We start from the raw sequence: 14504 nt of genomic DNA on the forward strand, positions 1-14504 counted from the left end.
CGCTCAGGGCGACAGGCTGGCAGAACAGCCCGTTAAGGCTGACCGAGCGTGTCCAGCAGCGCGGCAGAGGTGGCAACGGCACCAAAGATGCCGCCCTGCATGTGGATCATGCTCAGCGCGGCTTCATGATGGCGTTGCTCTGTGGCGGCACAACAGTCGGACAAAACCAGGCACTCATATCCGCGATCGTTGGCCTCTCTCAGCGTCGTATGAACACATACATCCGTCGTGATACCGGTAATAATTAAATTCCGAATGCCGCGACTGCGTAAGACCAGCTCAAGGTCTGTGGCATAAAAGGATCCTTTACCGGGCTTATCAATGATCACTTCTCCTGCTAAGGGGGCGAGCTCGGGGATAATCTCCCAGCCCGGCTCACCGCGCACCAGGATACGGCCGCACGGCCCTGCACTGCCGATCTCCGCCTGCATCCTGGCCGAACGCCAGCGCTTGTTTGCCGGTAAGTCACTCAGGTCCGCGCGATGCCCTTCCCGGGTGTGAATGATGGGAAACTGAAGCGCCCGCATACGTGCCAGTAACACTTTAAGGGGTTCGACAGGCGCACGCGTCAGGCCAATGTCGTAGCCCATCCTGTCAACGTACCCCCCCGGGCCGCAAAAATCGGTTTGCATATCAATGACGAGGAGAGCCGTGTCGGCCGGACTAAAATGGCCATCAAACGGCCAGGCATAAGGGGTGGAATTCACACTGTACTCAGGCATTGTTCTTCTCCAGTCGCGGCGTGGGGGAACGTAATTTAATAATCAGGGTGTAGCTGAGTGCGGCCGTCACCAGACCGATGACCGCTTCGCCAAACTGGGGGAACGCCAGATGCGCGACGACCGCGCACAGGCTTCCCAGCGCCCAGGCCGCGAAAGCCGCGCCATGGAAGCGTTGCGCCGGGCGCTGTTCACTCAGCTTTGCCATAAAAATCAGATCAACAATCATGACCGCACCAAACGGCGGCACCACCACGCCCAGCAGACTCAGCCACTCGAGAAAATATGACCAGACGCCTGCCAGTGCCAGCAGACCGCCGATGGCGCCAAGAATCAGGGTCCAGCGGCGCATCTTGCTGTTAAAGAGATGGCTAAACCCGACTGCACCGTTATAAAGACAGTGCGTACATACCGAGCCAAGGTTGATAAACACAAACAGGAAAGCCACCAGGGTCAGGACATCACCATGGCCCATCAGCATGGGCAGAAAGTTGCCGCCGTTGGTCAGCGGATCGACCGCCGCGCCAACCGAGACGATAATCACGCCAAACAGATAGGCGATCAAATTCGCGACCGGAAAGGCCGAAAAGGCGGCAATGACCGCAGCACGTCCACTCTTCGACCAGCGGGTGAAATCGGCGGTCATGGTGCCGGAATCGGCAAAACCCGCCACCACCATGGTGACCGCCGTGCCCATGCTCATGGCCCCCGCCACCGCCGGGCTGCCTTTCCAGTGAAACATGCTGGAAAATTCATGCGTCTGCCCCACGAAGTACAGCGCGACAAACCCCAGAATCACAAACATCGGCGCAGCAATCATGCCCAACACCGACAAGGCGCGCACGCCCAGGAAGGTCACGGCCGTAAACAGCACCATGGCAAATGCCGTCACCGACAGGGCATTCCAGCCGAAGGTCTCATGAATCACCGTGCCGGTCAGTCCGGTCTGAAAGGCGTACCAGCCAATCACCACGGTCGAGAGGAAGCCCGACACGAGGATGTAACCTTTGCTGCCAAAGGTTCTTTTCGCCTGCAGGGCAAAGTTCATACCGGTATTACCGGCAAACCAGCTCAGCGCACCGACGTAGGCAAACAGCACCAGATTGCCCATCACAATCGCCAGCAGCGCAGGCCAGAAGCCAAGGTGCCAGGTGATGATGCCGCCAAACAGCGCATTCGTGAGGATCATAGGAAAACCAAACCAGACGGCCGAAACCGACCGGGTCGGATGGCGATGTGAGAGCGGCACGGGTTCGTGCTCAAACTCCTGTTCTAACGTTGGGGAAGCCTGTTTTTTCATTTGTCAGTTCCTGGTCAATGTCAGTCCACGGGTAGCCGCGTTGGGGCACTGTTTTTCATCCTGTACTCGCCATCGTTATGACGAAAAACGTGCCGTATCGCCGCCGACATGTGTGCATTGCGTGGCGTTGATGTGCCGCCTTGCCGAGGTGTTAATCCGTTTTCCACGCCTGTGTTCTACTGGATAGGGCTTACCGGACAGAAACTGCATGAAGCATGCCAGGAATCGCCACCGCGACGTCATGGGGCGTGAATGCCTGTCGGGATACGGCCTTGGATACAAGATCGAATTCTTATGATAAGACGCGCTGAACCCCCGGCAGCGTCACGGTGGTTCAGGGCACGCTTGTGGGGCAGACTGCACAACAAATGGGAAACTTTATAACTCCATCTGGAAAGCAATTTTCACGTCAGATCGTCACGGGATTGTCATGTGTCATTAACGCTTTGCGGCCACAATACCGGGCCATCATTCGCCCTGAAGGTTTTCATCATGTCTGCTGCTGTTCGTTTTGGCATTTATCTGGCGCTGTTTTCTGGCATGGTTTCGACGCCTGTTTTGGGTCATGATCGGTCCGCTACCGCACGGCCTGTCCCGCCGAGGGATCCGGGCTTCACCGACAGCGCGCCTGCGGCAGACGTGCCCGCTTTTATCGACAATATCGCCACGAACCAACGTGGTGATGCCCGGTTTGCGACGCTCGACACCAATGCCGGCGTGCGCGTGGTATCCGGCTTTCTTGCCCTGTGGCGCCCACGCACGCTGAAGGTCGATGCGGGAGTTACCGCGCCGGCCCGTGAGGGTTTTGCAGCCATTACGCCTTCTGACTGTACGGGACTGCCTGACAAAGCCCCCGTATGCGGCACAATCCTTAATTCTCACGTCCTTGCCGCGAATGTTCAGTATGTGGTGACAACGACACGACGCCGCACGGCAGCCCAGGCTGAGGCGGCCTATTACGATGACCGTCGTGGCAAAGGCTACAGCGTCACAGATGGCATGGGGCCACTGACGGGCGCATGGCGCAGTGCGGCCCAGCAGGTCACAACCCTGACACGCATTCCGGCTGATGCCACCACCGTGCTGTACGTGGATAAGGGCAACAATACCGGCGTGGGCAGTCAGGAAGGCAATCGCGACTTCGGTCTGGTGGTGGATTTTCTCAATGAAATGGGCAACAACGCCTCGACCGAACCGGTGAAGCGCTTCTATAAATATGCGCGTCCGTATCGCTGGCGTTCGGCGGTGGAGGTTGTTCCTGCCCTTGTGCCTGCGGAGAATCCACAGCCCGCCACCGACGGCGGATTTATCAGCGGCCACACGGCGGAAGCTGTCAGAGATGCCCTTACCATGGCGTGGCTGGTGCCGGAGCGCTATCAGGAGATGGTCAGCCGCGGTATGGAGCTGGGCGAAAACCGGATCGTGGCCGGAATGCACTCGCCTCTGGACGTCATCGGCGGGCGCATGCTGGCACTGGCGGTGACCACCGCAAATCTGACGGCTTATCATGAGGATGCCAGGCGTGCCTTCACCCAGGCGCATCAGGCATTATGGCAACGCACCGCGACGCAACCGGCCACCTTCTTTGCCTATGCCCATGCCGCGCCGCCGATCGCCGATCGCTTCGCCGATCCCACCCTTAACCGCCTTCAGGCGCTGCGGCGCATGACCTTTGGTTTCGCCCCCATCGGCCCTCGCCACCGTCCCCCCGTGGTGCCCAAAGGGGCCGAGATTTTGCTGGAAACCCGGTTTCCCTATCTGAGCGCCCTGCAACGGCGCGTGGTATTAAAAACTACCGCATTGGCCTCAGGCTACCCGATCATGGACGATGCTGAGGGCTGGGGACGCCTGAACATTGTGGCCGCCGCCGACGGATATGGTCAGTTTACCGGCAACGTTAAAGTAGCAATGGACGCCGCTAAAGGCGGTTTTAATCAGTCCGACAGCTGGCGGAATGCGATCGGCGGTCAGGGAAAGCTGACCTTACAGGGTTCAGGCACCCTGAGGCTGACTGGCGCGAACCGCTACAGCGGCGGTACGGAGGTTCAGGGTGGCGTGCTGGAAGCCGGTTCAGCCCGCGCCTTTGGCGTGGGTGATCTCTATGTGGGCAATCAGGGCCGCGTGCGCATTGCTGCCCTGTCGCCGGTACAGGTGAAAAGCTACACGGCGCTGCCCGAAGCCAGTCTTGAACTGGATATTGATGGTCAGGGCGGTGGCCGTCTCATCGTGAACGGGCCTTTAGTGGCGGGGGGGACGCTGCTGGTGAAGTTTGTCAAAGGCTATCGTCCCGAAGCGGGCGATCTGATCCCGTTGATGCAGGCAGGCTCACTTGCGGCGCACTTTGGTCGCATCGTTGTCGAAGGCTATCAGGCTCGACCTGTCAGCAGCGCGACACGACTCAGTATTAAGCTGCTCTGAACCTGATAAGCCCTGGCAAGGCGCGCGCAGGGAATGAGGTTGTCAGATTCCTGCGCGCTTAACCAAAAGTCAGACGCCGAACTCCATCGGGTTATGCTTGCTAATCAGTGAGCGCAGCGGCACGCTGCTTTTCATGACGGGTGATTTAATCACGATATAGCTGAAGTACTTATCGATACCAATTTGCGCATCCAGCATCTTCTCAATCACATCCTGATAATGCTCAATGCTGCGGGTAATAAAGCGCAACAGGTAATCGTAGCCGCCGGTAATCAAGTGGCACTCCATCAGTTCATCAACTTCACGCATCGCAGCTTCGAACTTCATAAAGTCTTCGCGACGATGTCCGTTCAGGGTGACTTCGGTAAACACGGTGACAGAATCGGTAATTTTGGTGAGATTAACGTGCGCTTCGTAGCCGGTAATAAAGCCGGCCTGCTCCAGCCGTTTTACCCGCTGCAGGCAGGGACTCGGGGACAGCCCCACTGCATCGGCGAGATTGACGTTGCTGATACGGCCATCTTTTTGGAGTTGCACCAGAATATTGATATCGATGCGGTCGAGTTTCATTAAGCCGTTCATAGCACCCCTCATTGTTTACAGCTGTACTGGATGTTCGCTCCTACCCGGCGATAATCTGCGTACACGAGCGTAAAGCGCACTTTTAGCAATACTTAAAATACGCCACTTTAAAATAACAAGTACGCCACTTTTTTGTAACACAAAAAATTCCCGGCCTGTCACGCTTTGCAAAAAATGCGCCAGCGTTGACCCCGGCTGCGCGCACGCTGGCGGCACTGCCGGGATGATGCCTTTCCAATGAGAGAGAGCGGCTATCCTAAGCGTCCGGTCGCACGCGCCAGCGCAATATCAAAGATATGCAGCGCTTCTTCGAGTTGCGAATCGGTGGTCACTAACGGTGCAAGGAAGCGGATGGTGTTGCGATGCAAACCACATTTGATCAGCAGCAGGCCTTCCTGACAGGCGCTGTCGAGGATCTTTTGTGTCAGCGCGCTGTCGGGTTTATGGGTATCCACATCCAGAATTTCTACTGCCTGCATAAAGCCCACGCCGCGTACATCGCCGATGCAGGCATATTTATCCGCAAGCTGGCGCAGACGCTGGTTTAACTGCTCGCCCAACTGGCAGGAGCGCGCCAGCAGGTTTTCCTGCTCGAAGATATCCAGTACAGCCAGTGCCGCCGCACAGGCCAGCGCATTACCACCATAGGTGCCGCCCAACCCGCCCGGGGCCGGACTGTCCATGATCTCGGCTTTGCCCACCACGCCGGAAATCGGCAAGCCACCGGCCAGGCTCTTCGCCGTGGTGATCATGTCGGGTTTGATGCCGAGTTGCTGGAAGGCAAACATGGTACCGGTACGGCCAAAGCCGCTCTGAATTTCATCACAGATCAGCATAATGCCGTGCTGGGTAGTAATACGACGCAGCGCCTGCATAAATGCCGGGCCTGCAGGTAAGAAGCCGCCATCGCCCTGAACGGGTTCAATGATAATCGCGGCGACGCGCTCCGGCAAAATCTGCACAGAAAACAGCTGATCAAGTGCCTTCAGACAGTCTGCCTCAGTCACACCGTGCAACGGATTCGGGAACGGCAGGCGATAAACATCCCCCGGGAACGGACCAAAATTCTGTTTGTATGGCGCAGACATGCCCGTCAGCGTCACGCCAAGCAGGGTACGTCCGTGGAAAGCCCCGTCAAACGCAATGATGCCCGGCCGTTGCGTATAAGAACGGGCGATTTTCACCGCGTTCTCTACCGCTTCTGCACCGCTGGTGAAAAACACGCTTTTATAGTGCTCGTCACCGCCCACCAGCTTATTCAGACGCTGGGCCAGCTCAATGTATCCCGGATAGGCCGCCACCTGAAAACAGGCATGGGACACCATGCCCAGTTGGCGGGTGACGGCGTTAACCACGGCCGGATGGTTGTGGCCTACGTTAAGGACGCCAATACCGCCCACAAAATCCAGATAGCGGTTGCCTTCCACATCCCATACTTCGCTGCCTTTGGCTCGCTCAATCACCAGCGGATGAGCGGTAATAATGCCACGCGGCACATTGTGATCTCGGACATCCAGCAACTGGCTGTTGTCCGCATAGGTTTGCTGCTCTGCCAGGACATTCTGCATTTTTATACCTCATCCACGTCGTGTTCGGTTGGCTTAAGTATCGCAATCTGTTGGTCAATGACGCTGCCGTAATTCCGTCAGCCGCGGCATTTCGTGTCAAAATCCCACGGATTTCAGCCGGGAAATGTTGCCCCTGTTGCATAACAGGCCAGCGTGACAAAGGCCTGGATTCCGTAGGGTATGAGCGCATCGTTAAAATCATAGGCGGCGTGATGGAGCGGCTTGCTGGGTGCCGATCCTATCCACAAATAAGCACCAGGCTTTGCCTGTAACATAAAAGCAAAATCTTCTGAGGTCAGCGCAGGCTGAGGGGCCAGCCGGGCTGTCATGCCTGCCGCCTGCAAGGCCGCGAGGGCCTGACTTGCCTCAGACTCGCTGTTGATGGTGGCCGGGTAATAACGCGAATAATTCACCTCGGCGTCCAATCCATGCGCCGCCGCGATGTGCCCGGCCATGTGCCGCAGACGTGATTCGATGATGTCCTGTGCCGCTGGGTTGAACGTGCGTACCGTGCCGGTGATATTGGCTTCCGCAGGGATCATATTGTGAGAAAATCCGCCCTGCATGCGCGTCACGGTCAGCAACGCCGGTTCGCAGGGATCAAGCGCCCGGGGCACCAGAGTGTTTAACTGCACCACCAGTTCACTGAGGGCAAGCAGCGTATCGTGCGTGAGATGAGGCTGTGCGGCATGGCCGCCAGGCCCTTTAAGGGTGATATCAAATCGGTCTGCCGCGGCCATGATGGCACCGGGGCGAGTCTGAATTTCACCCAAGGGTAATTCAGGCCAGTTATGCAGGGCAAACACCGCATCGCAGGGGAAGCGCTGGAACAGACCGTCGTCAATCATGGCCTTCGCGCCCGCCAGGCCCTCTTCTGCTGGCTGAAAAATAAAGCAGACCGTGCCGGTAAACTCGACCTCGCGCGTCAGCTTTGCTGCCGCGCCAAGCAGCATAATGGTGTGGCCATCGTGACCGCAGGCGTGGCTGCAGTTCGGCGTCTGGCTGGTCCAGGGCACCTCGCCGTTGTCCTGCATGGGCAGCGCATCCATATCAGCCCGCAGTCCAATCATGCGTGAACCGCTGCCTTTTTTCAGTACGCCCACCACGCCCGTTTTACCGATGCCGCGATGCACCTCAATGCCGAAATCCTCTAAAAACCGCGCGACAATATCGCTGGTCCGCGCTTCATGAAAGCCCAGCTCCGGATGACGGTGCAGATCACGGCGCAATGCCACTAAAGGGTCCATTTCAATATCCTCGTGAACGATCAACGACGCCGACCAGCGGCTCGCCGCGCTGAAAGCGACGCAGGTTAGCCAGAAGCGCCTTAATCGCGCTGTCATTCTGCGTCTGGCTGGCGATGTGCGGCGTCAACCACACAGCCGGGTGCGTCCAAAATGCGTGACCGGCAGGCAAAGGTTCGGGATCGGTGACATCGATCACCGCAGCCCGTAACTGGCCGCTGTCGAGCGCATCCAACAGGTCCTGATGATTTAGCTGAGGGCCGCGTCCCACCTGAACCAGTGCGGCTCCCGCAGGCAACTGGCCGAACAGCCCGGCATTCAGGCGTCCCTGGGTGCTGGACGTTAGCGGCAGCAGGCACACCAGAATATCGCTGCGCGCCAGAAAGTCGGACAGCTGATCGTCACCATGCCAGCACGGCACGCCCGCAATATGGTGCGGCGTACGGCTCCAGCCGCCGCAGTCAAATCCCATCGACTGAAGCTGCGCCAGCGCCGCGCGGCCCAGTTCGCCCAGGCCCATAATGCCGATGCGACGCTGACTGGCGGGCATCGCCAGATGCGCCTGCCACTGCTGGTGGCGTTGCTGCTGGAAATAGCGTGGCATGTCGCGATGCAGCCCCAGCACCGCAAAGGTGACGTATTCCACCATGCCCTGCGTCAGGCCAGGTTCAATCGTTCTGACCAGCGGGATGTAGCCAGGCAGCGTGGACAGATCAAACTGCTCAGCCCCTGCGCCCACAGAAAACAGGACTTTCAGATTGGGAAAACAGGCCATAAGGTCATCCGGCGGCAACCAGGCGACCAGGGCATCAACCTGAGCCGCATCACCGGTTTCCGGCCAGAGATGTAAGTGGATATCGGGCGCGTGTTCAGCCAGCCAACGCTGCCAGTAGAGGCCGCGCTGGGGTTCAGATTTATAGACAACGTGCATCAGGCCATGGCCTGCGTGGTCAGACCAAACGCCTGCATCCCTTGCGCTACCCAGACCTCACCGCGCACCATCGTGACGGGCGCATCAACATTCGTGAGGCCCAGGCTCTCCAGCCAGGGAGCCAGCGGTAAAGCCGCATCCGTATCCATGCGCAAATACTCGCCCTTCATGCCCTGCATCAGCGCAGCCGTCAGCGCCTGCGCAACCGGAAAATCTTCTGCAATAACGGGACCAATGACCCAGCCACGGCCAAAACGGCGCAGGCTGGCAAAGCCCTTAAGGCGTTGCTCATCATCCTGCAATATCACGGTCTGATTGTCGGTAATCAGATGCGCCACCAGCGCCGGGCGGAAAAGCCCGTGGGCGGCCTGGTCCATGTTTACCAGCGCATCCCGGTCGTCAAGGGTGGCGCTGCGCAACGTCAACCCAGCCGGGATCGCGACCCTGGGCAGCGTCGTCAGGGATGGCGTCTGGTACTGAAGGATCTTACCGCAGGCAACGAAGCCGAGCTTTTCATACAGGCCTTTCCCCATCTCGGTGGCGTGCAGACGCACATTGTAGCCGGGAACTTTCTCTAACAAGGCCAGCATCAGCTGCTTGCCCAGCCCGCGCCCCTGATGTGAGTTTGCGACAATGACCAGACCGATGGTGGCGGCTTTGTCGCCCCAGCGCCAGAGAATCGCGCTGCCAATCACTTCACCCTGATCTTCAATCACCACGCCTTCGCCAAGCTCAATGCCGATCGCCCAGTCTTCATGGCGGTGCGGCCAGTTTAGCGCCTGGCTCATCGCATAAACCTGCGGAATGTCTTCGGTCGTCATGCTACGAATATCAAATGTCATTTTGCTTTCCTTACATCATGCCAGGTGCATCAAGTTCGCTGCCGTCAATAAAACGGCTGTAACGATAAGGGGTGGGATCCACCACCGGCGTCGCGTCCGTCGCCAGTTCAGCGGCGAGGCGGCCCGCGCCGGGGCCAATACCAAAACCGTGTGCGCTGAACCCCGCCGACAGCACCAGGCCAGGCAGTTTTGCCACCGTTGAAATAACCGGAATGGCATCCGGCGTACTGTCAATCATTCCCCCCCAGGCCTGGGCGACTTTGAGATTCGCCAGGGCAGGAAATTCGCGGCGCATGGCGGCCAGTCCGCTTTCCACGACCCAGGCATCGGCAGCCGGATCCAGAATACGCATCCGCTCGAAAGGCGAAACGGCATCCAGATCCCAGCGCCCCATCGCCTCAGGGCCGTGAAAGAACGGCTTCACCCCCAGATTCAGGGTAAGATTTTTACGACGACTTTTGAACGTGGGATAAAACTGACGCAGATATCGCAAGCCCTGAGCACCGGGCTCCAGCCGTCCACGGCCCGATACGGAAACGGTATAGCTGCCATCCAGCTGCGGCCGACAGGCAAAGCTTTCGGTATAAAAAGGAACGGCAATGGCCTGCTCGATGGGCTGAGTCCGAAAGGCGGTGCCAATCACATTCCCCAGCGGCAGATCGATGCCGTGCCGACGGCAAAACATCGAGGTCCATGCACCCGCGGCGCAGATCACGCGGGGGGCTTTGACGACTCCCCGTTCGGTTATTACGCCGCTGACGCGTCCTGCTGAAATATCCAGCCCGCGCACCGCACATTGCTGAAACACCAGCGCCCCTTTTTTCTGTGCGCCAATCACTATACCCGGCGCGGCCAGTCTGGGCTCTGCTGCACCGTCGGTGGGGGCCGAAACGCCGCCAGCCAGTTTGTAGTGCTGCCCGGCGTCAGGGCTTTCGCCTGCTGCGCATTTAATATGTCGCTGCGTACGCCGTACTGTTTGGCCATCTGGCCCCATATATCCCAGGCGGCGATGTCCGCTTCACTGCGGGTGGCGTAAACCAGTCCGCTGCGGCGAAAACCCAGCTCTTCACCGGTTTCCACACTGAGTTCTTCCCAGCCTCGTAAGGCTTCAATCACCAGCGGCAGTTCACGTTCATCGCGATTCTGCTGACGGCACCAGCCCCAGTTGCGACTGGATTGTTCAGCCCCGACCAGGCCCTTCTCAATCAGCACCACCTTCAGGCCCTGCTTTGCCAGATACCAGGTGGCAGCGGCACCGGCGATACCAGCACCAATCACCACCACATCAGCGGCATCCGGGAAGTCCGGGCTGTCCTGTACATAACGAATCGGTGCAGGCATGACGTCACAACCTCGTCGTGTATTGGGGCAGAATGACCCTGGTTCAGCTGCCCCAAAATGAGTTTTGCTTGCCAAAATGGCGGTGCCGGTTATTCGGCTTTCAGAATCTCTTCATGCTCGTCCAGCCAGCCCTGACGTAGCTCAGGAACCGCACGTTTCAGGCGTTCGAAATAGAGCTCACTGGTCGGTTGATCGTAGTTACCGCGTGCCAGCTGGGTCACGATAGCACCATTGCGCATCACAACGATCTCGTCACACACGGCACGCACGGCGTGCATATCGTGGCTGATAAACATTACCGACAATCCCAGCTCACGGCGCAGTTCACTGATCAGATCCAGCACCGCCGAGGCCACTACGGTATCGAGCGCCGAGGTCACCTCATCACAGAGAATGACATCCGGTTCTGCCGCCAGGGCACGTGCCAGATTCACACGCTGCTTTTGCCCACCGGACAACGACCAGGGACGGCGCGAGAGTACCGTGCGCGGCAACTTCACCAGATCCAGAAGTTGATACAGCCGGTTCTGCCGGGCGATGCCGCTCAGACCATGAAACAGCGTCAGGGGACGTGACAGAATCCGCTCCACGCTGTGCGCCGGATTGAGCGCCGTATCCGCCATCTGGAAAACATACTGAATACGGCGCAGCTCGTTATCCGTGCGCTTTTGCATCTGATCGGCCACCGTGTAGCCATTAAACAAGATTTGCCCCTGGCAGGCCGGATTGAGGCCAGCGATAGCGTGAGCCAGGGTGGTTTTGCCCGATCCGGATTCACCAATAATGCCGATGGCCTGACCTTTCCAGAGCGTCAGATTGATGTTTTCCAGAATGCGCACTTTGGGTAAACCATCGCTGCCTTTCGGGCCGTAACCGGCAGACAGATCGCGCACTTCCAGTAGCGGCAGTTCACCGGCTTTCGCCGGGCACCAGTGGCTGGGCCGCTCTTTCTGCTGAGCCGCATCCATCAACAGGCGCGTATAGTCCGCTTGCGGTGCGCCAATCAGGTGCGCAGTGGTGCCATACTCAGCGATTTTACCTTGCAGCAGAACAAGGATGCGATCGGCCATTTGTGCCACCACGGCCAGGTCATGACTGACATAAATTGCCGTTACGCCGCGCTGTTTGACCACCCGACGAAAGGCTTTCAACACTTCAACCTGGGTGGTGACATCCAGCGCCGTCGTGGGTTCATCCAGAATCACCACGTCCGGATCGCTGATCAGCGCCATCGCCGTCATCAAACGCTGTAACTGCCCGCCCGAGACCTGATGGGGGAAGCGATCGCCAATCGTATCCGGGTTGGGTAACGCCAGCTCACGAAACAACGCCAGCGCTTTGGCCTTCGCCGCCTTGCGCGTCATGGTGCCGTGAATCACGACCGGTTCAATGACCTGATCGATAATTTTCATGCCGGGGTTAAAAGAGGCAGCCGCACTCTGGGCAATGTAGGCGACTTTGTTGCCGCGAAAAACGCGCAACTGTGCGGGGGTAAGATTCATGATGTTGGTCCCCGCAACATGAATATTGCCCTCGGCTATTTTACAGCCGTGGCGTGCATAGCCCATGAGCGCCATCGCAATAGTGGTTTTACCCGAGCCGGATTCGCCAATCAGCGCCAGCACTTCGCCCTTTTGCACCGTGAAGCGAATATCGGACACGATATCCAGCTCATCCCCGTTGTCGTTATGCGCCGTTACGCGCAGGTTATCGACAGATATCACAGGCATTGCCGTATGTTGCGTCACGTTCATGCCCCCTCCTTTGCCAGCGTCAACGGACGCATGCTTTGCAAGCTGTCAATAAACAGGTTAACGGCGATGGTCAGGCTGGCAATGGCCACCGCGGGCATCAACACGGCCGGTGAACCATCAAACAGCCCCTGAATATTTTCACGCACTAATGTTCCCCAGTCGGCATAAGGTGGCTGAACGCCCAGGCCAAGGAAGCTCAGCCCGCTCAGCAGTAAAACGATATACACAAAACGCAGGCCAAAATCGGCCAGGACCGGGTGCACCATATTGGGCAGAATATCGTGGATGGCGATGTACCAGCGGCTTTCTCCCCGCAGTCGGGAGGCGCGGACATAATCCATATTGCGCAAGTTGCTGGCCAGGGCAAAGGCGATACGAAATGCGCCGGGCCAGTAGGTGAATACCGCAGTAATCAGCAGCATCGGCAATGAAGATCCGAACACTGCCACGATCATCAGCGCCAGGATTTTCCCCGGTAACACCAGCATGGCGTCGTTGATACGGCCCAGCAGCTCTTCCAGCCAGCGTCCGGTCACCGCCGCTAACAGCGCCAGCAGGGTGCCAATCAGGCTGGCCAGCACCGCAGCGCCCAGCGCCAGGCCAAGGGAAAATTTCGCCCCGTACATAATGCGGCTGAGCATATCCCGCCCCAGGTAATCCGTACCCAGCAGGTTTTCATGCGTAAATCCCCCCATTAACGGGCCCGCACCAATGTCGTCGAGATTGTGGGGCGCCCACCAGGTGCCGAAGAGCGCGATAATTAGCCAGAACAAGGTCACCACCAGGCCTAACTGGCCCGATAAAGACAGTGACTGAAAAATGCGCCAGGGAAGCAATATTTTCATCAGCTCCTCCATTTCGGGTTAAAGGCGATAGTCAGGATATCGGCCGCCAGCAGCAGAAGCAGATAGCAGCTGGCAAACAGCATCACACAGAGTTGAACTACCGGCAGATCGCGGTTGCTGACCGCATCGACCATCTGACTGGCCAGGCCGGGATAGCTGAAGATGGTTTCGATAATGATGACCCCACCAAACAGGTAAGAAAGACTGAGGGAAATGGCGTTAGCGATAGGGCCAACGGCATTCGGTAAGGCATGACGGAGCACCGCCCGCATCGGGGAAACGCCTTTCAGCAAGGCCATTTCCAGATAAGGGCTGTCGAGCTGGTTAATAATGGCCGCGCGGGTCATGCGCGCCATTTGTGCCACCAGGCCGCAGCATAACGTCATCACCGGCAGCGCATAGGCTTTAAGGTAGCTGGCGAAGTCCATATTGGGGCTGCCCAGCGACATGGCCGAAACCCAGTGCAGCTTCACTGCAAAAATCAGGACCGCGACGGTTGCAACCAGAAACTCCGGTACCGCAACCGTTGCCATGGTGCCAATCACCAGGGCACGATCGAGTTTTGAGCCACGATTCATGGCCGCCGCGATGCCAATAATCAGCGCCAGCGGGACACAAATCGCCGTGGTGGTGGCAGCCAGTTCAAAGGTGGCAGGCAAGCGCTGCGCCACCAGCTGTGCTACCGGCAGATGACTGGCAAATGAGGTGCCAAAATTCCCTGTCAGCATACCGCCAAGCCAGGTGAAATAGCGCACCAGCAGGGGCTGATCTAAGCCCAACTGCTGGCGCAGGGCCGCCACGGTTTCCGGCGTGGCGTTTTGCCCCAGGATCATTTGCGCCGCATCGCCCGGCAGCAGGCTGGTGATAAAAAACACCACCGCCGAGACGATAAGCAAGGTCAGGATGCCAGCGCCAATGCGCCGGGCAATCAGGAACATCATGTATCGGTTCATCGGCGAA

At 58.3% G+C, this 14504-nt stretch carries 11 protein-coding genes and 1 pseudogene; 1 reads left to right on the plus strand and 11 read right to left on the minus strand.

The features are described from left to right. Positions 1-32: 32 nt before the first annotated feature. Entirely contained in the window at positions 33-722 is a 690-nt protein-coding gene (biuH, locus tag EL29_RS09950; RefSeq protein ID WP_014594012.1) for a biuret amidohydrolase, read from the minus strand. Then, positions 715-2019 carry a purine-cytosine permease family protein gene (locus tag EL29_RS09955; RefSeq protein WP_014594013.1) on the minus strand — a complete coding sequence of 435 codons (1305 nt, stop codon included), beginning with the start codon at positions 2017-2019 and terminating at the stop codon, positions 715-717. Before EL29_RS09955 ends, biuH begins: the two co-directional genes overlap by 8 nt. Positions 2020-2511: 492 nt before the next feature. Between EL29_RS09955 and EL29_RS23305 the strand changes: the two genes are divergently transcribed. Next, positions 2512-4437, plus strand: a complete 1926-nt coding sequence (locus EL29_RS23305) for a phosphatase PAP2 family protein (RefSeq protein ID WP_028715291.1) — start codon at positions 2512-2514, stop codon at positions 4435-4437. 69 nt (positions 4438-4506) lie between these two features. Here EL29_RS23305 and EL29_RS09965 read toward each other — a convergent pair whose 3' ends face one another. From EL29_RS09965 to EL29_RS10005, 9 genes and pseudogenes are all read right to left on the minus strand, one after another. Then, positions 4507-5019 carry an Lrp/AsnC family transcriptional regulator gene (locus EL29_RS09965; RefSeq protein ID WP_019106483.1) on the minus strand — a complete coding sequence of 171 codons (513 nt, stop codon included), beginning with the start codon at positions 5017-5019 and terminating at the stop codon, positions 4507-4509. A 251-nt stretch (positions 5020-5270) separates the two neighbouring features. Next, the gene (gene gabT, locus EL29_RS09970; RefSeq protein WP_013026283.1) at positions 5271-6587 is read right to left on the minus strand and encodes a 4-aminobutyrate--2-oxoglutarate transaminase; all 1317 of its coding nucleotides are present in this window, start codon (positions 6585-6587) and stop codon (positions 5271-5273) included. Between the two features lie 113 nt (positions 6588-6700). Beyond that, positions 6701-7834, minus strand: coding sequence for a M20 aminoacylase family protein (locus EL29_RS09975; RefSeq protein ID WP_028715292.1), 1134 nt, complete (start codon positions 7832-7834; stop codon positions 6701-6703). 1 nt (position 7835) lies between these two features. Then, positions 7836-8762, minus strand: coding sequence for a 2-hydroxyacid dehydrogenase (locus tag EL29_RS09980; protein WP_028715293.1), 927 nt, complete (start codon positions 8760-8762; stop codon positions 7836-7838). Continuing rightward, the gene (locus EL29_RS09985) at positions 8762-9604 is read right to left on the minus strand and encodes a GNAT family N-acetyltransferase (protein WP_015699997.1); all 843 of its coding nucleotides are present in this window, start codon (positions 9602-9604) and stop codon (positions 8762-8764) included. Before EL29_RS09985 ends, EL29_RS09980 begins: the two co-directional genes overlap by 1 nt. 10 nt (positions 9605-9614) lie before the next feature. Then, positions 9615-10945: pseudogene (locus EL29_RS09990) on the minus strand (NAD(P)/FAD-dependent oxidoreductase). A gap of 89 nt (positions 10946-11034) precedes the next feature. Beyond that, positions 11035-12699: an ABC transporter ATP-binding protein gene (locus EL29_RS09995; RefSeq protein WP_013026288.1), complete on the minus strand. Its 1665-nt coding sequence runs from the start codon at positions 12697-12699 to the stop codon at positions 11035-11037. After that, a complete protein-coding gene (locus EL29_RS10000) occupies positions 12696-13544 on the minus strand; it encodes an ABC transporter permease (protein ID WP_014605501.1) in 849 nt (282 codons plus the stop codon). Before EL29_RS10000 ends, EL29_RS09995 begins: the two co-directional genes overlap by 4 nt. After that, entirely contained in the window at positions 13544-14497 is a 954-nt protein-coding gene (locus EL29_RS10005; RefSeq protein ID WP_014594019.1) for an ABC transporter permease, read from the minus strand. The genes EL29_RS10000 and EL29_RS10005 overlap by 1 nt, the downstream gene beginning before the upstream one ends. Positions 14498-14504 lie beyond the last annotated feature (7 nt).

This window comes from Pantoea ananatis LMG 2665 (assembly GCF_000710035.2).
Lineage (GTDB): Bacteria > Pseudomonadota > Gammaproteobacteria > Enterobacterales > Enterobacteriaceae > Pantoea > Pantoea ananatis.